Source organism: Pokkaliibacter sp. CJK22405 (assembly GCF_046614695.1).
Taxonomy (GTDB): Bacteria; Pseudomonadota; Gammaproteobacteria; order Pseudomonadales; family Balneatricaceae; genus Pokkaliibacter.
In genome coordinates this window covers 74,581-92,826 of the sequence record NZ_JBKKHQ010000017.1, presented here as the reverse complement: position 1 = coordinate 92,826, position 18,246 = coordinate 74,581, and the positions used below count along the sequence as shown (strand labels likewise).

The window sequence follows — 18,246 nt, the reverse complement described above, 5'->3', positions numbered from 1 at the left end:
TTTTATGGCTGCGTATTACGGGTGCTGCAACTAGTGAAAGAAGCGCAGGAAGGTTTGCATCAAACCTTGTGCTTCAAACAGCGCTACAGGCTGAAAGCGTAATGTCGCACCAGGCGGCCGCTGAGCCAAAGCATACAGATCCAGTGGCAAGACCGCTCCAAGCTTGGGATAGCCACCAATCGTCTGTCGATCCTGCATTAGAATAATAGGCTGCCCATCCGCAGGCACCTGAATCGCTCCCAGCGCAATCCCCTCTGACACCAACCCCTGCTTGTTAGCTGATACAGGCGCTCCCTCAAGACGCACACCCATGCGATCACTCTTGGGCGACACCCGGTAGGTTTGACTAAAAAAGCGCGACAAAGCCTCATTGGAAAACAGTTCCTGTTGGGCGCCCAGGATGACTCTCAACGTCAGCGTCTGCTGATAGTCCGGTATAAAGCGCGTACTCATCGCATGATCTTCAACAAAGCCCGGAGAGTAAGACAGCGCATCCTGTGCTTTTAAACTGCTGCCATCCTGACACAGCCCTCCTGTCCCCTCACGCATTACCGTGGTACAGCTTCCGCCCAAGCTTTTAGTCACCAAAAAGCCTCCTGCCACCGCCAGATAACTGCGTAAGCCGGCGCGAGGAAACCCAAGCTTTAGCACTTCACCCGCCTGAGCCTTTTGGGTTTGCCACAATGACACCGGACGACCGTCCAGCAGAGCACCACAGTCAGCCCCCGTCAGACTAAAACTTGTCGCTTCACAGAATTCCACCACCAGACCACCCAGAGTCACCTCAATCAGAGCACTTTGTGGATCATTACCCAGCACATGGTTGGCCCAGGCGGCGGCATGACCATCCACAGCACCGCCGACCGACAGTCCGGCCGCCATCACGCCGCGCCGCCCCTGATCCTGAACCATCGATAATCGACCGGGATCAATGATGCGTAACTGACTCATCGCTCACCTCCCATCGCGTCAAACTGCTCAAGACTGATCGCTTCAAAGCTAACCTGATCCCCTACCTGCAAAAAAGCCGCCTGAGCGCGCTTAGGATCAAACATGTCGACAGGCGTTCGTCCAATCAGATTCCAGCCACCCGGCGAGGGACTTGGGTAGATACCTGTTTGTTGATCAGCAATACCGACAGCACCTTTAGGGACACGACTTCTGGGAGTTGCGATGCGTGGCGTAGCAATAGACGGATCAACCTTTCCAAGAAAGGCAAAACCAGGCATGAAGCCCACCGCAAAGACGACGTAACGCTTGGCACAATGGCGCTGAATCACTTCCTCGACCGACAGTCTTTTGTCATGCGCCAGCAATTCCAGATCCGGCGCAAGCACCTTGTCATAACAAACGGGGATAATTTTCAGCTCGCCCGAGGACGTTTGCAGCCCTGTGGCAGAAAGCGATGCAAGACATTTCTCCAGAGCGGCCGTGATCGAAGCGCGGTCATCCTTGAGAAGATCATACTGCACCAGCAGGCTGGTGTATGACGGGACCATTTCCAGCACCCGATCATGGAGCTTTTTCTCAATACACCGCCTGGCCTGCAAAATTCGCGGACTAAGCTGCTCGTCGATCTGGTCGCCAAAATAAATTGTCAGGGTATCCACACCACTGACCGTAATCTGCCAGGACACATCTTCCTCCTCAGGCTGATGCCGACAGCTGTTCACGAATCGCTTTTACCGCCCGCACTGACTCCGGGTTATCACCATGCACACAGAGCGTCACTGCCTGCAGATAAAGCGGTCGGTTATCAATGGAATTCAGCGCCTCCCCACGCGCCAGGGTGATCGCCTGACGCACGATAGTGGACTCATCATGGTGAACTGCGCCCGGAATACTGCGAGAGACCAGATAGCCTTCTGCGTCATAGGCCCGATCAGCAAAAGCCTCAAACCAGAGATCAACACCAATACGCTTGGCCATCGCCTCGACAGCCGAGTTATCTGCCGTCGTCATAATCATCAGGGGTACCTCAAAGGTGGCGACCGCCTCCATGACAGCCTCCAGCACTTTAGGCTGCTTCATCATGTCATTATGAAGCGCACCATGGGGCTTGATGTATGCCACCTGCCCCCCTTCAGCCACGGCAATCGCCTGTAGCGCCCCGGTCTGATAACGAATCATCGCGGTGACCTCAGTGGGTGAGCACTGCATGGAGCGGCGACCAAATCCCACCAGATCCGGATAGGAAGGATGCGCACCAATCATCACATCATGCTGCAGGGCATGGCGCACCGTCTTTTGCATGATCAGGGGGTCTGAGGCATGGAAACCGCAGGCGATATTGGCCTGATCTATAAAGGGCATGACCTGCTCATCCAACCCCATCTTCCAGGCACCAAAACTTTCCCCCATATCGCAGTTAAGCCACATTTGTGTTCTCTCCTGATGCATATTCTGGCAATGCGCCGTCAATGTTCTGAGCACAAACCGATGCAAACCACCTGCCGGAATTTGCTCAGTCCGGAATAACTCTATAGAAAAGACTATTGCACAGGGATTAAAAAACCACCATTACCGCCGCAGAAACAAAAAACCCTGCAAAATCTTGTGTTGAGGCAAGACTTTGGCAGGGGCGTTGCTGTAGAGTTCATCGGATTTTCATTATTTTCGATTGCGCCGGGGTGGCAGAGCAAAATCGTGGCTCTGCAGTCATCAGTTCGGGGGCGCAGCAGGTGACTTAATGCGGCAACGTTTTTTACCTTTACTAGTCATATTATGTTCTGTAACGCTCGCGGCCTGCTCTTCCAATGGCACCCGCCCATCGACTTCTGCAGCGGCTGAAACCGACATCTATGGTGATGCAGCCATCGCCGCAGATCAGGAAGCGACCGATTCCCTGACGGATGGCAGCGATGCGATCGACTACGACGTCACCAAACGTGACAAACCCGCATTACCAGGTAGCGATTACCAGCTGGGCGGCCCAACAGTTAATAGAGTATTGCAAGAAGCTCTGTCACTAAAAGGCACGCCTTATCAGTGGGGCGGCACAACCCCTGACTCTGGCTTTGACTGCAGCGGCTTTCTTAATTACGTCTATAACGAAGCTGCAGGGATAGAACTACCACGCACAACACGCGAGCTGATCCGCATGCCTATGGCAAAAATTGCCCGCACGTCCCTCAAGCCGGGCGATCTGGTGTTTTTCAGCGCTAATGGCCGCGGACGCGTAAGCCACGTTGGCATCTATCTGGGTGGAAATAAATTCATTCACTCTAACCACTCCGGTGGCAGCGTAAGAATTGATAATCTGCGCACCAGCTACTGGCAGAAAACCTATCTGGAAGCCAAACGCGTAATTGCCTCAGGCTCTTGATTCCAAAGCCATTTGTCGGCATTGTTTGCAGACGAAAAAAAACCCTGGGTGCGAAACCAGGGTTTTATCGAGCTTGAATAAATCGCAATCTGTCACATCATTAGCACGTTATGGTGTACAGCCAGTAGGCAACGGGGAATGATTGCCAACTGTCTTAAAAGGGCCGCTCTGCAAAGCGGCCCTTTTTTATTCAAGCAGGATACTGCTTAGAACTTAACGCGGTAACCCAGAGTTACGCTATCAGACAGGCCATCGATACCCCAGGCATCGTTACCGTCTTCGGCTGCGCCGTTAACGTTTGCATACTCAGCATAAACGTCTGCACCGCCACCCAGGTCGTGATACACACCGACCATACCACGGGTCATTTTGCTACCCTGATCAGGATCAGCTTCGCTGTAGTTGATACCGAAACGGGTCTTGTCGATGGTGTAGCTTGCTGCTACGTCCCATACGTCGATGCCGCCATCATCAGTCAGGCTTTCTTCGTTGTGCTCGTAGTTACCCGCAACATAGATGTTGTTGAAGTTGTAGCTCACACCCACAGACAGGTCTTGTTTGTCATGGTTGGTCTGGTCTTCAGTGAACTCAGCCTGCCAGTAACCGATACCAGCGTAGAAGCCGTTGTTCTCGTAGTTCAGACCTGCAGAGTAAGCATCAACATCTTTGTAGTCGCTGCTGTCGCCTTCGCCCGCTGCAACAACGGTCGCGTAAGCATTCAGGCCAGCGAAAGAGGGAGTTTCATAGGACAGCGCGCTGCCGATACGTTCCTGAGTCTGAGTGAAGGCTGCAGAAGTACGCTCGAAAACGTCACCAACAATAGTGCGGTACATGGGGTTCTCGAAGCGACCGATAGTCACTTTACCGAAATCACCTTTCACACCAGCGTTAGCATGACGTACTGCCAGGTTGGCATCAGCTGCACCAGAAGTAGCACTGGACTGACCATCACGGTCATTGTGGTATTCGGTTTCCAGCTGGTAGAAAGCAGTCAGACCGGAGTCCAGCTCGCTCTCACCCTTAACACCCAGACGATGGCCAGCATTGTTGATGCTTGCATCTTTACCATCATCAAAGTTCACACGGAAATGCAGACGGCCATACAGGGTTGCGTCGGCATTGGCCACCACCGGCAGAATGCTGGCACTGGCGATGGCAATGGCTAACAGGGACTTCTTCATGAAGAGACCTTCCTTAATCCTGAAATCGAATGCGGGAGTGCCAGCACGTTGCTGCAATAACTCCCATCGCTTCTGGCAACCCCTTTGGAGTCACCACGCTCAGGTATCTAAGCAAAAGTTCACATTCATAACTTCGACGATCTATTTCCCTGTGCAAACAGGCAATAGTAGACACTTACCTTAAGAAGTGCCGAATATTTGTATTGATCATTAAATTAATAAAATCTGGGATACAAGATACCCAAACTGTGGCCAGCCTTGAACCACTTTGATATTCCTCTTGCACTTTATTTAACGGTCACTAAACAAATAGTTCTGCAAAACGATGCATAATATCTGCACTTTTTAAGACAGTAGTAATGATAGGAACACTAGAAGGAACAATAGCGGCGAATCAGCAATCAAACGCCTGAAAGACGGAAGTGGGATAGGGTTCTGCCTGGGGTAATTGGGTATTTACTACCTGCAGGTAACATTTTTACTCAAGGCAGACTGCGTCCTAATGAAACACCTCGGACAGATCCACGGCCTGTCCGACAGTGCTCTTTGATAACTAAAGAGGATGAATAAAACGCCCACTGCCAGCGCGATAAGCACCGTTAGCTGATGCCGCAGTCGAACCAGCATCTCTTGGCTTTCGCAAACTCTGCCCGGACAGCTCATCATCTTCCACCAGTGGCGTTCTGGCCGCCTTGGCGGAATAACTCAACAAACGATGCAAACCACGGCCCATAGAAGTCAGAGTAATCCCCATAGCGGCTCTCCTTAATGACTGTTCACAATTTAAACAGCAATAAGCGTACCAGCTAGGCAGAAGAACCCGACTTATAGGCATAGGTTGCGGCAAAGCGTGACTGAATCCATTCACCACTACTCACAGTGTCATACTGCAGCGGACGCTCTTTACTGACACAGCCCGGTAACGTAGATACCGGCGTGTCGAAGTCAGGCTCGACAAAAAAAGGGCTTGAGTAGCGATGAATCTGACTTCCCGGACTCATCACCCGATGGGCTGTAGAGCGATAAACATCATTGGTCCAGCGCTGCATCAGATCCCCAATATTCACCACAAAGCTTTTGGGGATAGGCGGTGCGGCCAGCCATTCACCACTCTTACCTTTGACCTGCAGGCCTCCAACCTCATCCTGACGCAGCAATGTAATGCAACCATAGTCCGTATGAGCACCAGCGCCATTTTCGTGGGTCTGAGAAGGACGTGGTGGGTAGTGAATCATACGCAACACGCTGACATGAGTTGTGAAGTAGCGCGTGAAATAATCAGACGCCTCTCCCAGCCCCTGAGCCATCGCCTCCAGCAAACGCATGGCCACCGGGAAGAGCGCTTGATAGTAGGCCTCCATGGCGACCACAAAGTCGTTTGAGTCCGGATACCGGTTAGGCCCATAAAAGGCCGGGCTTTTCTGCACGTAGGGATGCGTTACCGGAAGATCGAGCGCCATATCGAAGGTTTCTTTCCAGTCCGCAGGAATACCGGCCTCAAGCTGCTCTGCACCAATTGAGCCATAGCCACGATGATTAGGGCTTTGGGTGATATCAATCCTGAGCTTCTCCGCTTCCGACAGCGCAAAGAAGGCCGATGCAACATCAAAGGCATTACTAATCAGCGCCTCATCAATGCCATAGCCGGTGATGTAGAAGAAGCCGACATCCCGACAGGCCGCATCAATAGTAGCGACGACTTCTTGTACCTGTTGCGGGTCAGCCTCAGGGTTTAATAAGGCCGAAATGTCGATGAGCGGAAGTGAGGCCATCACAACTACCTATATAGAAAGAAGAAGGCCCCTAACGGAGCCTTCGCAGTAAAACGACAGGTGCGCGAGCGACTTACTGAGGCAGCTTGTCGTCGATACCTTCAACGTACCAGTTCACCTTGGCCAGTTCTTCATCTGTCAAAGAGTGACCAGCGGGGACAACAACCTTGCCGGTGTTATCCGTGATAGGACCAGTGAAGGGCTTAAAGTCGCCGGTTTTGATTTTTTCATAGGTGCTGTGGATCGCCGTTTTGACATCCTCAGGCAGGTTATCGTTGACGGAAGCCAGCTGCAGCATGTCTTCATGGAAGCCACCCCAGAAATCCTGAGGCTTATAGGTACCATCCATTACAGACTGCACCACCTTGGTATAGTAAGGTGCCCAGTGGTCACGCACAGAGAACACATGCGCATTCGGGGCAAACTTGGACATATCAGAAGCCTGGCCAATCGCACGTACACCACCCCGTTTTTCGGCTTCGATCAGCGGAGCCGGACTGTCGGTGTGCTGGATCAGCACATCCACGCCCTGATCCATCAACGCATTGGCGGCATCAGCTTCCTTGCCGGGATCGTACCAGGTATTTGCCCAGACGATTTTCAGCTTAATGTTTGGGTTAACGCTCTTGGCGCCCATGTAAACGGCATCGATATCGCGAATAACCTCAGGAATCGGGAAGGAGCCGATATAGCCAATGGTGTTGGACTTAGTCAGCATGCCTGCCGCCACACCGGAAACATAACGGCCTTCATAAGTACGCAGTACATAAGTTCCCATATTCTTGGCGCGCTTGTAGCCGGTCGCATGTTCGAAAATGACATTAGGGAATTTACGCGCGACCTTATAGGTCGGATTCATGAAACCAAAAGAAGTCGTGAAGATGATCTTGTTGCCGTCTTTCGCCAACTGAGTAATAACACGCTCAGCATCGGCTCCTTCAGGGACGTTTTCCACGTAGGTGGTTTTCACTTTCCCGTCGAAATGCTTTTCCATTTCCTGACGGCCCTGGTCGTGCTCATAGCTCCAACCGAGGTCGCCCACAGGGCCGACATAAACGAAGCCCACTTTCATTGGGTCTTCTGCATGAACCAGGGCAGCGCATGTCATCATGCCTACGCCCGCAAGCCACTGCTGCACTTTGCGTTTCATTACTCTCACTCTCTTATATAGAAGGATTAGTCGTCACCAGTGAATCCATCGGGTTCACAATGAATGGCTGTTTAAAAGCAAAAATCCGGCCAATCGGTCAGATAATGTAAAACCTTGCATTATCACGCGACAAACAGAATTACTCTCGCATGCTCGCCAAGCTCCGTGCAATCACGGTGCATGAATAGGCCAGACCACGCACCAAATTCGATCAACCACTTATACGCAACGGTGTGTCACAGCTTTGTCAATGCGCTGAAGCAAAAGAAAATACACTCCCCCCTTTTATTTCGTGACCAGCGGTCATAAAATGACTACCAGTCACAACGTTGTTTATTCCCATGCCAAGCACAGGAAAAACCATGACCGCACCGAGTCTTAAACAAAAACAGTTTCAGGAACGCGAAGACGCCATTATTTGCGCCGCGCTCAAACTGTTTGATCAGGACCATTGGCAGCAGGTCACCGTGGCAGATATCGCCAAGGAAGCACAGATTGCCAAAGGCACGGTCTACAAACACTTCGTTAGTAAAGAAGAGCTTTGTGGCCGAATTATGCTGGACTTCCATGAAGGCCTGCTGAAAAGCTTCGATGCCGCACTGCCTAACGATGACGCTCTGCAACTCATTCAGGACATGATCCGTCGAGCTTTTGAACACTACATCGCTCACCCAGCAGCAGCGCGTGTCAGTTATACCTGCCGCGGTAGCAGTTTTATTCAGGGCTTACCTGATCCGTTGCGTATTCGTGGAGAGCAACTGGATGCGGCATTTTTTGGATTCTTTGCTGATGTACTTCAGCAAGGCATGGCGAACGGACAAATTCCGGTACGCCCTGTTGAGCAATTGATTCTGCCAATTCACTCCATTTTCGACGGAGCGATGGCGAAAGTCTGGCGTAACGAATTCCAGGAAGTCCCTAATTCTGATGTCACATTGGAAGACTTCTTGGACATGATTAACGGTTTTATTACCAGCAGCATTACGGCACCTGTCTCCGGTACAGCATGCCATCGGGCTGCTCGCGCATCGTCAGCCACCCAGCTGGCGAGCCACTAACAAGATTTCGAGAGAGGGGGTGGATTATGGCCGCCATGAGCAATACACAAAGTCTGAAAACTATGAACACCACTAGTGCAACATCACTGCTGTTGAATGTTCTGCCTAACTCCATGGGCAATGGCATCAAGGTTATCCCGAGCTTTACCAGCCGGGTTACCCGTGAGCCCTTGCGCGTTGTGGAAGACATGAGTGCATGGCTGGAAAAGATTACCCTGCCCCTGCATGCCGACACTGACAAGATGTTGTCCGTCAGCTACCCAGAAGACAGCACTTCTGCTTGCTTTGATCGTCAGCGCCTGGGCGGCAGCCTGCTGGAAATGATCAAGGTCAGTATTGATGCTGCCAAGCGTTATGTCCTGGTAAAGATGGATGTGGTTAAAAACGAAATCACGCTGACTCTGGATCAGGACCAGCCGCTAAATGACCTGCGTCCCCTGAGCGAGCTGCTCGAAGTGGTTGATGCTCACCATGGCTACATTGAGCAGACTGAATCCCATTTGGGTGGAACCCGATTCCAGATTCATCTGCCAGTTCTGGCCTGAAGCAGCTCAGTTGAAGCCAACGCTTCACCTGTACCAAGCAAGAAAAGTTAGCAATATCAGCAAGCCATGTGGCGTGGCTTGCCTGACCCCTAAACGGGTGGTTACAGAAGTAATCGGGTGGCAAGGATCGCTTAGGCAATCCATAGGCAGTCATGGAGACTATCCATGAGTATTTTGTCGGCTCGTACAACAATGAAAAAACAGCGCTCTACTCTGGTTCGCTTATTAGCTGCAGCCGGAATCTGCCTGGCACTTAGTCCGGTTCTTGCCGAGGCGAATCCAGGCAATGGCCATGGCAATCCGCACTGGGATAACCAGCAGGGAAATAATGACCATGGAGGTCGCTGGGACAGGGATGACCGGTGGGATCACCATGATCGTGACCGTCATCACTGGAAAGAAGAACGACGAACCGTAGTGATTCATCGTGAGGAGCCCCGCCGGGACTTTGGCCGTCGGGTGGTGTATCGGGATCGTGTTTATTACGTTCGCGATAACCACTTTTACCGTCACCATGATGGACGTTACCGTGTGGTAAATGCTCCGCTCGGTGAGCTGATGCTCAACCTGCCATCGGCAGCGGTGCGGGTGAGTGTGGGTGGTCAGCCCTATTATCGCTATCACGACCGCTATTACTGGTACGATTCATTCAGCTCGGGCTTCCGCCTGGTACTGGATATGTAATTCACCCTCGGGTGATGCGCTGGAGGCGAATAAACGCCTTTGGCATAATGGCCGCTCAGTCTCGCTGGGCGGCTTTTTTATGGATATTCGACAGCTACAGTTCCTCTGCGCCCTCGCCGATTGCCAGCATTTTGGCCGCGCGGCTCAACAATGCAACGTTACTCAACCGACCTTGTCGATGCGTCTGCGTCAACTTGAGGAAGAGCTTGGACTGACACTGATTCGCCGTGGCAGCCGCTTCGAAGGCCTGACTCTGGAAGGTGAACGACTGTTACCCTGGGCACGACAGAGCTTGCGGGCTTTTCAGGGAGTTCAAAGTGAAGCACGCGTGCTAAAAGGCCAGCTGACCGGCACGCTGCGGCTTGGCATGGTGCCGTTAAGTGCGGTAAATCTGGCACCGTTGTTAAAAGACATGGGCGAAGAAGCCCCCGAAGTCAGCCTGCAACTCAGCATCCAAAGTGCCCAGGCGCTGCTGGATGATGTGCGCTCCAACCGCCTTGATATCGTTCTTACTTATCTTGAAGACGTGGAAGCGACCGGCCTGCAAACACTGATTCTGATACCTTCCCGATTTGCCTTGCTCTATCACCCGCAGCATTTTCCGCAAATAGCCGAGGCCACCGGCCGCGACTTGCCCCTGTCCTGGTCTCAGGTATTGGACTACCCCCTCGGTTTACTCACCAGCCAAATGCGTTTTCGCCAACGTATTGAGCAGTGCCTGCACTCAAGCAACTTACAGGTTCGCCCAAAAATTGAAGTCGACTCAGCCTCGTTGCTGATGGACTACGTTCGTCAGGGCATCTGCTGCAGCGTCTTTCCAACCGGTGAAATGCACCGCGATCCGGAACTTCGCCTACGCGAAATCGACAGCGCATTAACTCCGCCAACACTGGTGCTTGCCTGTCGCAATGACGACGAACGCGAAAACACCAGACTGTTCATGCAAAGAGCGCAATCGCTTCTCCCTTTGGCATAGCAGAGCAAACACCTGTATTTCCTTTATCCGATAAGCCTTTTTGCAACTTCACGCCTCACTACTGGCGATTTCAATAGACAGCCTCTATTGATTCATCATGGTGAATGATTGGACGCTGTACGTACTGCGGGGTAGTCTGGGAAAAAGGTTTCTAGCCCCTCCGGGTCGTGGAAACAGGCGAGGAACTTGGCATGCAGGATCAGGTCATACCGGCAGACACCAGCAGTTTCCCAAAAAGTCATCCCGGTTATCGATCAATCACATTGAACTCATCAGGCGATGCTGACACTTCAGCACTTGCCGGGATCCCTTTGGTAGAAGAAATTGCCCTGGCCATCAGCTTTGGCGGTCTTGCCCATGCGGTGATGATGGTCACGCCCGTCGATCTTGAGGACTTCGTCTATGGTTTTGCGCTGGCTGAAGGCGTGATTGAAGCCCGTCCGGATATTCTGGATCTCCATTGGCACTGTCCCGAGGGCGATATCCTGACCTGGCAGGTCGATGTCACACTGACGGCACGCCGCCAGCAAGCTTACCGACAGGACCGTCGCCAACGTCTTGGCGCAACAGGTTGCGGACTTTGTGGCGTTGACAGCCTGGAGCGCGCCCTCCCTGAGCTGGAAAAATTGCCTCCGGCTGATCTCCCTCCTCTGGACGCACTCGGAGCATGGCGGTCACGCATTGATGAGCTTCGCCCTGTGGGTTCTGTGACCGGAGCCTTACACGGCGTCTGGCTGCTGCCCAAAGACTTGCATTCCGACACCCCGGCGATCGTGCGCGAAGACATTGGTCGCCATAACGCGCTCGACAAGCTGGTGGGACACAGCCTGCGAGAGAGCATCAGCCTGTACCAACGTACACTCATTATCAGTAGTCGCTGCTCACTGGAACTGGTCCAGAAAGCAGTACGCGCCGGACTGTCGACGCTGATCAGTCTGGCATCACCCAGCACCCTGGCTGTGGCCAGCGCACAGCGCTATGGCCTCACTCTTATTCATCTGCCACGTCATGGCAGCCCGCGCGTGTTTTCTCACGCCGCCCACACTATTACGGACATGGAATCAGGAGCCCACCATGAGTAGTACGACTGAAACCAAAGCCTATCAGGCCGTTGCCAAGGACATGCCTTATTACAAACCTTACAGCGGCCCGGCGGGTGGCTGGGGTGCACTGAAGGCGACGGCAACCCACTGGCTTAAAAGTGATAATGCCGTTCGCAATATTTCCACCCTGCTGAAAACCAACCAGCCTACCGGCTTTGACTGCCCGGGCTGCGCCTGGGGTGAAAAGCATGAGAATGCTGCGATCCGCTTCTGTGAGAACGGCGCCAAAGCGGTGAACTGGGAAGCCACCAGCCGCAAGGTAGGTCGTGAGTTTTTCGCCGAGCATTCTGTCAGCTGGCTGTATCAGCAGACTGATTATTTTCTGGAGTTTCAGGGCCGTCTGGTTGAACCGATGCGCTATAACGCTGAAACCGATCATTATGAGCCCATCAGCTGGGACAATGCTTACGCGCTGATTGCCAAGACGCTGAAATCCATGTCGTCCCCTAACGAAGTGGAGTTTTACACCTCTGGCCGAACCAGCAACGAAGCCGCATTCCTGTGGCAGCTGTTTGGTCGCGCTTATGGCACCAACAACTTCCCTGACTGCTCCAATATGTGTCATGAGGCCTCTGGCCGCGCCCTGACACCTGCTATTGGTATCGGTAAAGGCACTACCACCATTGATGATTTCCCCAAGGCTAATGCCATTTTCGTCTTTGGTCAGAACCCCGGCACCAACCATCCACGTATGCTGGAAACCCTGCGCGAAGCCCTGAAAGCCGGCAGCAAGGTGCTGTGTTTCAACAACCTGAAAGAGCGTGGTCTGGAGCGCTTCCAGCATCCTCAACATGTGGATGAAATGCTGACTAACCGCGCCACGCCAATGAACACCCATTATTACTGCCCGAAACTGGGTGGTGATATGGCCGTCGTTCGTGGCATGGCGAAAGTCGTCAAAGCCATGGATGAAGCCGCGCGCGAGAAAGGCTCCAAAGTCTTTGATGATGAGTTCATCGCCACTCACACCCAGGGGATGGAAGACTATCTTGCTGAAGTGGAAGCCACACCGTGGGAAATGATTCTGGCGCAGTCTGGCCTCACCCGTGAAGAGATCACCGAAGCCGCTGAAGTCTATGTTGCCAGCAAGAATGTTATTACCACCTGGGCGATGGGTGTCACTCAGCACCGCCATTCCGTTCAGACCATTCAGGAAATCACCAACCTGATGCTGCTGTGCGGCCACATTGGTCGTGAAGGTAATGGCCTCTGCCCGGTTCGTGGTCACTCCAACGTGCAGGGTGACCGCACGGTAGGGATTAACGAGCGTCCTTCAGAAGCCCTGTTGAACGCCATTCGTGACCGCTTTGGCTTCGAGCCGCCCCGTGAAAACGGCCATGCCGTCACAGAATCCCTGCATGCCATCGAAAACGGTGAGAGCAAGGTCTTTATCGGCATGGGTGGCAACTTCGTCCGCGCCACACCGGATAGCGCCCGTACCGAAGCCGCCATGCGGACCTGCCAGCTGACCGTGCAGGTCAGCACCAAGCTGAACCGCTCCCATCTGGTTCCCGGTGCGGATGCTCTGATCCTGCCGTGCCTGGGTCGTACCGATATCGACGTGCAGGCCAAGGGTCCACAGCAAGTGACCGTGGAAGACTCCTTCAGCATGATTCACGCTTCCGCCGGCCGTCTTGAGCCACTGTCTTCCGAGATGCGCTCTGAACCGGCCATCATTGCGGGTATGGCGCAGGCCGTGCTGGGCGACTATCCGGTTAACTGGCTGGAGCTGGCCGGCGACTATGACCTGATTCGTGATCATATCGCTGCGGTGATTCCGGGCTTTACCGGCTATAACGAGCGTATTCGTCAGCCTGGCGGTTTCTATCTTGGCAACAGCGCTCGCGACTTGAACTGGAAAACCGCGACCGGCAAGGCCAACTTCTTCACTCACAAGCTACCTAACCATTTGGTGCCTGATGAAGTCGCCGCCCGGTTTGATGCCGAAACCCTGATCATGCAGACCCTGCGTTCACACGATCAGTACAACACCACGGTGTATGGCTACAACGACCGCTATCGCGGCATCAAAGGCGACCGTGACGTGATTTTCATTAATCCTGAAGACATGGCTCGCCTCGGTTTTACAGCGGGCCAGCAGGTTAACGTCACCAGTATCTGGAACGATGGACGTGAGCGCACTATTGAAGGATTCAAATTAGTGCCTTATGACATACCCAGGGGCAATCTGGCGGCATACTACCCGGAAACCAACCCGCTCATCCCGATGGAGAGTGTGGGCCAAACCAGCCTGACCCCGACTTCCAAATCTGTCGCGGTCCGCCTGGCTCGTCATGAGTCCGGACGCATTACCTGAGGACGTCGAATGACGCGTTTGCTACTTGTCTTGCCAGCGGTCGCCCTGATCGCTGGCTGTTCACTGACTCCTGCCAATGAGCGCGGTCAGACCGAGCCATTACAGGGTACAGACTGGCAGCTTTATCAGGTGCTGGATCAGCCTGTGACCGTGGAGACGACGCGACCTCTATCGATTCAGTTTGCCACTCAGGGCAATCAGGTATCGGGTTACAGTGGCTGTAACCGCTTTAGCGGCACATACAGCCTCTATGGTGGTCGCATGAGCTTTGAACCGCTGATCTCCACCAAGATGGCCTGCCGTGACATGAACACCGAGCAGCGTTATATGGATGCCCTGAGCTCCGTACGCAGCTGGGAAGCCAAAGGCACTGAGCTGTGGCTGATGAACGCAGACCAGCAGCCGCTGCTACGCTTCAAGGCTGCACCTGAGATGTAACCTCCTTTCAGATAACGCTCCACTGCATCGCGCAGTGAAGCGCTTTTCTCCCAAGGCCGGATCAACGCAATGATCCGGCCTTTTTCGTTTCATGATCCCTTAAGCAAGAGTTAAGTTTCACTCACCACAATGGGCTCCAAACTGCTATCGGAGCCTTTCGATGAAACAGCAAGCCCCCGGTTTGACTCGCCTCTGGCATGCCTCACGGTACAGCTGGCAGGGCCTTCGCGCCGCCTGGCAAAACGAAGCGGCCGTACGTCAGGAAATTCTTGCGCTACTGGTGCTGGTTCCTACGGCGTGCTTTCTGCCAGTGACCGGGGTTGAGCGCGCGCTGATGATTGCCTCTCTCGGCCTGGTGCTGATTGTTGAGCTGCTCAACAGCGCCATCGAAGCGACCATCGACCGTATCGGTCACGAGCATCACCCCTTAAGCGGCATGGCCAAAGACATCGGCTCCGCCGCAGTCACTGTGGCCCTGCTGGTCGCAGCCGGAGTGTGGCTATGTATTCTCGTGTAAGACTGACTGAGGCGACAAAGCCTGACGCCAACGGCTGGGCATTCTGGCAGGGACATCTACTGTGCCCGTTACTGACCTTGAGCATCATCCTGTTTGCCAGTACCCACTGGGATCTGGACGTACTGCTGGCTGACTTCTTCTACAACCTCGAAGGCCATCAATGGGCGCTCAAGCGCAACTGGTTCACAGATGACCTGATCCACCAGATCGGCAAAAATTTCTCCATTGTGCTGGCTGTCGTGGTATTTGCTTGCTGGTTGGCCAGCTTCCGTATTGAAAAACTCCGTGGTTATTGCCGTGCACTGGGCGTCCTTCTTTTAAGCCTGATTTTAGGCTCAATGACAATTCCCTTGCTCAAAGGCTTCACCCATGTGAATTGTCCGTGGGAATTCACCCGCTATGGTGGCGGGCTGCCCTACCGCACACTAATCTCACAATTACTCGACCCCAATAACCCCGGCCCCGGCCGCTGCTTTCCGGCAGGCCATGCGACAGCCGGGTATATCTGGGTCGCGCTGTACTTCTTTGCCCGTCAGGCATTTCCTCGCTGGCGCTTTGCCGCTCTGGCGTTCGGACTCGGTCTTGGGCTGGTGTTTGGCTTTTCCCAACAGTTACGCGGTGCCCACTTCATCATGCATGACGTATGGACGCTGACGATCTGCTGGAGCATCAGCCTTTGCCTTTACTGGTTTTTCTTTGCCCCACGCCGTGCTGCTGTCTCCAGCACCACGGTGTTCGCAGCATCATCGAATTAACGAATAACAATTAGCTGGATAGTCTTACCCATGGCTTTCGCAAACGAATTACGCCGCTGGTTCCGCCCTGCCTGGCGAATGAACCATCACCTGTTTAATGCGCTCATCAGCGCTTTTATGACCCTGGCCTACAACGCGCCATTCTATAAAGCGCTATGGCAGGTTGATGCGCCCAACAGCGTTCGCGGTGTGCTTTTCACTGTCAATATCAGCCTGTTGGTGGGCGGTCTGACCTTTCTGGTGCTCACGCTGATTTCATTGCCCAGGCTGAACAAGCCAATCGCCATCTTCCTGTTCTTTACCGGCGCGGCGGTGTCCTACTTTATGCAGACGTACGGCATAGTCTTTGACAGCTCGATGATGCAGAACACGATGTCAACCGACCCGGCTGAAGCCGGCGCCCTGTTCAGCCCACAGCTGCTGGCGTATCTGCTGGTGCTTGGCGTGATTCCAACCCTTGTGGTGCTGCGTATTAAACCGACGTTCCCTCGTTTCAAACGCGAGCTCTGGCAGCGCCCGGCACTCATGGTTGGCGTGCTCGCGGTACTGGTCGGCCTGCTCTTTAGCATGTCGCAGGATTACGCCTCCTTCTTCCGTAACCACAAGGAAGTCCGTCAGAAAGTCATTCCCATGAGCTACCTCTACGCTGCGGGTGCTTATGCCTTCAAGGAACCGACCGGGCCTATCATTGCCAAGCCTTATGGCACCGATGCAAAACAGGTACTGACCCATCGCGATAAGCCGACACTGACTGTACTGGTAGTGGGTGAAACCGGCCGCGCCGATCACTTTGGTTTGAATGGTTACCGCCGTGAAACCACGCCCAAGCTGGCCGCCATGAAAGATGAGCTGGTGAATTTCGAGCAGTTTACGTCCTGCGGCACCAACACTGCCGTTTCCGTCCCCTGCATGTTCTCGGCCTATCACCGTGATGACTATGACACCCGCAAAGGGCTGGCACAGGAAGGTCTGCTGGATGTGCTGAATCATGCCGGTGTCGATGTGATCTGGCGTGACAACAACTCCGGCTGCTATGGCGCCTGCGACCGTGTTGGCGAGACCGATATGCGCCATTGGAAAGACCCCGAGCACTGTAATGATCGCGAGTGCTTTGATCTGGTGATGCTCGACAAGCTGAAAGAGGCACTGCCCGCCGACAACAAAGATGTCTTTATCGTGCTGCATCAGCATGGCAGCCATGGGCCGGACTACTACCACCGCTACCCATCGGCGTTCAAAGTCTACACGCCCGAGTGTGAAACCAATCAGCTGCAGAATTGCAGCAGCGAAGCACTGATCAACACTTACGACAACACCATGCGCTACACCGATACTTTCCTGGCAGGCGTTATTGACTGGCTGAAACAGGAAAATGGCGACTACAACACCGCCATGGTCTATCTGGCGGATCACGGTGAGTCGCTGGGAGAGAACGGCATTTATCTGCATGGCATGCCTTACATGCTGGCGCCCATCGAGCAGAAGCATGTCCCCATGTTCTATTGGCTATCGCAAGGATTCACTGCCACTTACGGCATCAACCAAAGCTGTATGCGCGACAAGACCAAGGAGCCCTTCAGTCAGGACAACCTTTTCTCCACCATGCTCGGCATGCTGAAAATTCAGACCTCCGTATATGAATCCAAGGATGACATGTTCCACGGCTGCGCCACCGGCAGCTAATCCTGCGGTAAATAATGCAGACAATAAAAAAGGCGACCCATTGGGTCGCCTTTTTTTCATTCACCGGCAATCGATGCGGTGAAGTGAATCAGTATTCGACGGGGCGTTGATAGCGGGTATTAAACTGACCCGCAGCGCCCTGATCGGCACCGGCCACGGCCAGTGTATTACCACCCGTTTTGCCGCCGACAGGGCCGATGCTGGCACCAAAGCCACCCTGACTTGAGGGGTTCACACCGTTCTGGGTATCGGTTTTAAACGACTGAAAAAAGGAGGAAAGCATATCCTTCAGCAGATCGGAGACCTTGTCTGAACCGGAGCCGAAGAGATCAGCTCCACCCGGAGAAGGCGCGTTCTGCGAGAAGTTTTCCTTGGGAGCATCCTGACCGCCGCCAAAATCCAGCGCCTGAGTGCCACCCAGTTCGGTAGGCCCTTTACCGAGTAAACCACCCTGATCGCCAAACATGGACGAACCGCCGTTGAACGCATCAGCGAACGGGCTCATCTGTGAGGTCATGGAGGCTACACGGTCCATAAAGCATTACCTGTGGATAGAAAAACGTCGTCAGTTTACCAGCTCTTAACGCCGGGCGAGACAGTACAAAAGTCCCATCGTGAAAGTAAGTGGCTGCCATTCAGCAGAAGTTCCATTTTCTTGCACATTTATGCTTCCCGCCCATTCTGTAGCCCCTTGCGCAACACTTGCGGCATGCTCCGTGCTCTCCTCAGCAGCAAAGCCGCA

19 protein-coding genes are annotated in these 18,246 nt (G+C 53.6%); 11 read left to right on the top strand and 8 right to left on the bottom strand.

Annotation, left to right across the window (positions count from 1 at the left end):
* Positions 1-30 precede the first annotated feature (30 nt).
* From ACKC9G_RS13445 to ACKC9G_RS13435, 3 genes are read right to left on the bottom strand one after another with little or no spacing between them, the layout of a single operon-like run.
* A complete protein-coding gene (locus tag ACKC9G_RS13445) occupies positions 31-951 on the bottom strand; it encodes a biotin-dependent carboxyltransferase family protein (RefSeq protein WP_411406215.1) in 921 nt (306 codons plus the stop codon).
* Complete coding sequence (gene pxpB / locus ACKC9G_RS13440; protein ID WP_411406213.1) at positions 948-1,637, bottom strand: 5-oxoprolinase subunit PxpB; 690 nt, start codon at positions 1,635-1,637, stop codon at positions 948-950. The genes ACKC9G_RS13445 and pxpB overlap by 4 nt, the downstream gene beginning before the upstream one ends.
* A gap of 10 nt (positions 1,638-1,647) precedes the next feature.
* Positions 1,648-2,379: a 5-oxoprolinase subunit PxpA gene (locus ACKC9G_RS13435; RefSeq protein WP_411406211.1), complete on the bottom strand. Its 732-nt coding sequence runs from the start codon at positions 2,377-2,379 to the stop codon at positions 1,648-1,650.
* Positions 2,380-2,689: 310 nt separating this feature from the next.
* On the opposite strand from ACKC9G_RS13435, the gene ACKC9G_RS13430 reads away from it, so the two are divergent.
* Positions 2,690-3,325, top strand: coding sequence for a C40 family peptidase (locus ACKC9G_RS13430; RefSeq protein ID WP_411406209.1), 636 nt, complete (start codon positions 2,690-2,692; stop codon positions 3,323-3,325).
* 206 nt (positions 3,326-3,531) lie between these two features.
* Here the strand turns inward: ACKC9G_RS13430 and ACKC9G_RS13425 are convergent, their stop codons facing one another.
* The 4 genes from ACKC9G_RS13425 to ACKC9G_RS13410 all read right to left on the bottom strand — a co-directional run bounded on the left by ACKC9G_RS13425 (position 3,532) and on the right by ACKC9G_RS13410 (position 7,428).
* Positions 3,532-4,506: a porin gene (locus ACKC9G_RS13425; RefSeq protein ID WP_411406207.1), complete on the bottom strand. Its 975-nt coding sequence runs from the start codon at positions 4,504-4,506 to the stop codon at positions 3,532-3,534.
* 553 nt (positions 4,507-5,059) lie between these two features.
* A complete protein-coding gene (locus ACKC9G_RS13420) occupies positions 5,060-5,260 on the bottom strand; it encodes a hypothetical protein (protein ID WP_411406205.1) in 201 nt (66 codons plus the stop codon).
* Between the two features lie 52 nt (positions 5,261-5,312).
* Positions 5,313-6,278 carry an isopenicillin N synthase family dioxygenase gene (locus ACKC9G_RS13415; RefSeq protein WP_411406203.1) on the bottom strand — a complete coding sequence of 322 codons (966 nt, stop codon included), beginning with the start codon at positions 6,276-6,278 and terminating at the stop codon, positions 5,313-5,315.
* Positions 6,279-6,351: 73 nt separating this feature from the next.
* Positions 6,352-7,428: a BMP family ABC transporter substrate-binding protein gene (locus ACKC9G_RS13410; protein ID WP_411406201.1), complete on the bottom strand. Its 1,077-nt coding sequence runs from the start codon at positions 7,426-7,428 to the stop codon at positions 6,352-6,354.
* A 362-nt stretch (positions 7,429-7,790) separates the two neighbouring features.
* On the opposite strand from ACKC9G_RS13410, the gene ACKC9G_RS13405 reads away from it, so the two are divergent.
* The 10 genes from ACKC9G_RS13405 (at position 7,791) to ACKC9G_RS13360 (ending at position 17,504) form a co-directional block, all read left to right on the top strand.
* Positions 7,791-8,486 carry a TetR/AcrR family transcriptional regulator gene (locus ACKC9G_RS13405; RefSeq protein WP_411406199.1) on the top strand — a complete coding sequence of 232 codons (696 nt, stop codon included), beginning with the start codon at positions 7,791-7,793 and terminating at the stop codon, positions 8,484-8,486.
* 62 nt (positions 8,487-8,548) lie between these two features.
* On the top strand, positions 8,549-9,031 hold the full coding sequence (locus tag ACKC9G_RS13400; protein WP_411406197.1) for a hypothetical protein: 483 nt from the start codon (positions 8,549-8,551) through the stop codon (positions 9,029-9,031).
* A 165-nt stretch (positions 9,032-9,196) separates the two neighbouring features.
* Positions 9,197-9,715: a DUF6515 family protein gene (locus tag ACKC9G_RS13395; protein ID WP_411406195.1), complete on the top strand. Its 519-nt coding sequence runs from the start codon at positions 9,197-9,199 to the stop codon at positions 9,713-9,715.
* Positions 9,630-10,691: a LysR family transcriptional regulator gene (locus ACKC9G_RS13390; protein ID WP_411406193.1), complete on the top strand. Its 1,062-nt coding sequence runs from the start codon at positions 9,630-9,632 to the stop codon at positions 10,689-10,691. The genes ACKC9G_RS13395 and ACKC9G_RS13390 overlap by 86 nt, the downstream gene beginning before the upstream one ends.
* 191 nt (positions 10,692-10,882) lie before the next feature.
* A complete protein-coding gene (gene fdhD / locus ACKC9G_RS13385) occupies positions 10,883-11,773 on the top strand; it encodes a formate dehydrogenase accessory sulfurtransferase FdhD (protein ID WP_411406191.1) in 891 nt (296 codons plus the stop codon).
* The gene (locus ACKC9G_RS13380; protein WP_411406189.1) at positions 11,766-14,111 is read left to right on the top strand and encodes an FdhF/YdeP family oxidoreductase; all 2,346 of its coding nucleotides are present in this window, start codon (positions 11,766-11,768) and stop codon (positions 14,109-14,111) included. The genes fdhD and ACKC9G_RS13380 overlap by 8 nt, the downstream gene beginning before the upstream one ends.
* Positions 14,112-14,120: 9 nt before the next feature.
* Positions 14,121-14,549 carry an META domain-containing protein gene (locus ACKC9G_RS13375; protein ID WP_411406187.1) on the top strand — a complete coding sequence of 143 codons (429 nt, stop codon included), beginning with the start codon at positions 14,121-14,123 and terminating at the stop codon, positions 14,547-14,549.
* 160 nt (positions 14,550-14,709) lie between these two features.
* Positions 14,710-15,066, top strand: coding sequence for a diacylglycerol kinase (locus ACKC9G_RS13370; protein WP_411406185.1), 357 nt, complete (start codon positions 14,710-14,712; stop codon positions 15,064-15,066).
* Complete coding sequence (locus tag ACKC9G_RS13365) at positions 15,051-15,821, top strand: phosphatase PAP2 family protein (RefSeq protein ID WP_411406183.1); 771 nt, start codon at positions 15,051-15,053, stop codon at positions 15,819-15,821. Before ACKC9G_RS13370 ends, ACKC9G_RS13365 begins: the two co-directional genes overlap by 16 nt.
* A 30-nt stretch (positions 15,822-15,851) precedes the next feature.
* Complete coding sequence (locus ACKC9G_RS13360; protein WP_411406181.1) at positions 15,852-17,504, top strand: phosphoethanolamine transferase; 1,653 nt, start codon at positions 15,852-15,854, stop codon at positions 17,502-17,504.
* 88 nt (positions 17,505-17,592) lie between these two features.
* Here the strand turns inward: ACKC9G_RS13360 and ACKC9G_RS13355 are convergent, their stop codons facing one another.
* A complete protein-coding gene (locus ACKC9G_RS13355) occupies positions 17,593-18,039 on the bottom strand; it encodes a hypothetical protein (protein WP_411406179.1) in 447 nt (148 codons plus the stop codon).
* Between the last annotated feature and the right edge of the window lie 207 nt (positions 18,040-18,246).

Coding starts and splice junctions, on each gene's coding strand:
- ACKC9G_RS13445 (WP_411406215.1), bottom strand. CDS start 951: ATGAGTCAGTTACGCATCATTGATCCCGGTCGATTATCGATGGTTCAG.
- ACKC9G_RS13435 (WP_411406211.1), bottom strand. CDS start 2,379: ATGTGGCTTAACTGCGATATGGGGGAAAGTTTTGGTGCCTGGAAGATG.
- ACKC9G_RS13430 (WP_411406209.1), top strand. CDS start 2,690: ATGCGGCAACGTTTTTTACCTTTACTAGTCATATTATGTTCTGTAACG.
- ACKC9G_RS13425 (WP_411406207.1), bottom strand. CDS start 4,506: ATGAAGAAGTCCCTGTTAGCCATTGCCATCGCCAGTGCCAGCATTCTG.
- ACKC9G_RS13420 (WP_411406205.1), bottom strand. CDS start 5,260: ATGGGGATTACTCTGACTTCTATGGGCCGTGGTTTGCATCGTTTGTTG.
- ACKC9G_RS13415 (WP_411406203.1), bottom strand. CDS start 6,278: ATGGCCTCACTTCCGCTCATCGACATTTCGGCCTTATTAAACCCTGAG.
- ACKC9G_RS13410 (WP_411406201.1), bottom strand. CDS start 7,428: ATGAAACGCAAAGTGCAGCAGTGGCTTGCGGGCGTAGGCATGATGACA.
- ACKC9G_RS13405 (WP_411406199.1), top strand. CDS start 7,791: ATGACCGCACCGAGTCTTAAACAAAAACAGTTTCAGGAACGCGAAGAC.
- ACKC9G_RS13400 (WP_411406197.1), top strand. CDS start 8,549: ATGAACACCACTAGTGCAACATCACTGCTGTTGAATGTTCTGCCTAAC.
- ACKC9G_RS13395 (WP_411406195.1), top strand. CDS start 9,197: ATGAGTATTTTGTCGGCTCGTACAACAATGAAAAAACAGCGCTCTACT.
- fdhD (WP_411406191.1), top strand. CDS start 10,883: ATGCAGGATCAGGTCATACCGGCAGACACCAGCAGTTTCCCAAAAAGT.
- ACKC9G_RS13380 (WP_411406189.1), top strand. CDS start 11,766: ATGAGTAGTACGACTGAAACCAAAGCCTATCAGGCCGTTGCCAAGGAC.
- ACKC9G_RS13375 (WP_411406187.1), top strand. CDS start 14,121: ATGACGCGTTTGCTACTTGTCTTGCCAGCGGTCGCCCTGATCGCTGGC.
- ACKC9G_RS13370 (WP_411406185.1), top strand. CDS start 14,710: ATGAAACAGCAAGCCCCCGGTTTGACTCGCCTCTGGCATGCCTCACGG.
- ACKC9G_RS13365 (WP_411406183.1), top strand. CDS start 15,051: ATGTATTCTCGTGTAAGACTGACTGAGGCGACAAAGCCTGACGCCAAC.
- ACKC9G_RS13360 (WP_411406181.1), top strand. CDS start 15,852: ATGGCTTTCGCAAACGAATTACGCCGCTGGTTCCGCCCTGCCTGGCGA.
- ACKC9G_RS13355 (WP_411406179.1), bottom strand. CDS start 18,039: ATGGACCGTGTAGCCTCCATGACCTCACAGATGAGCCCGTTCGCTGAT.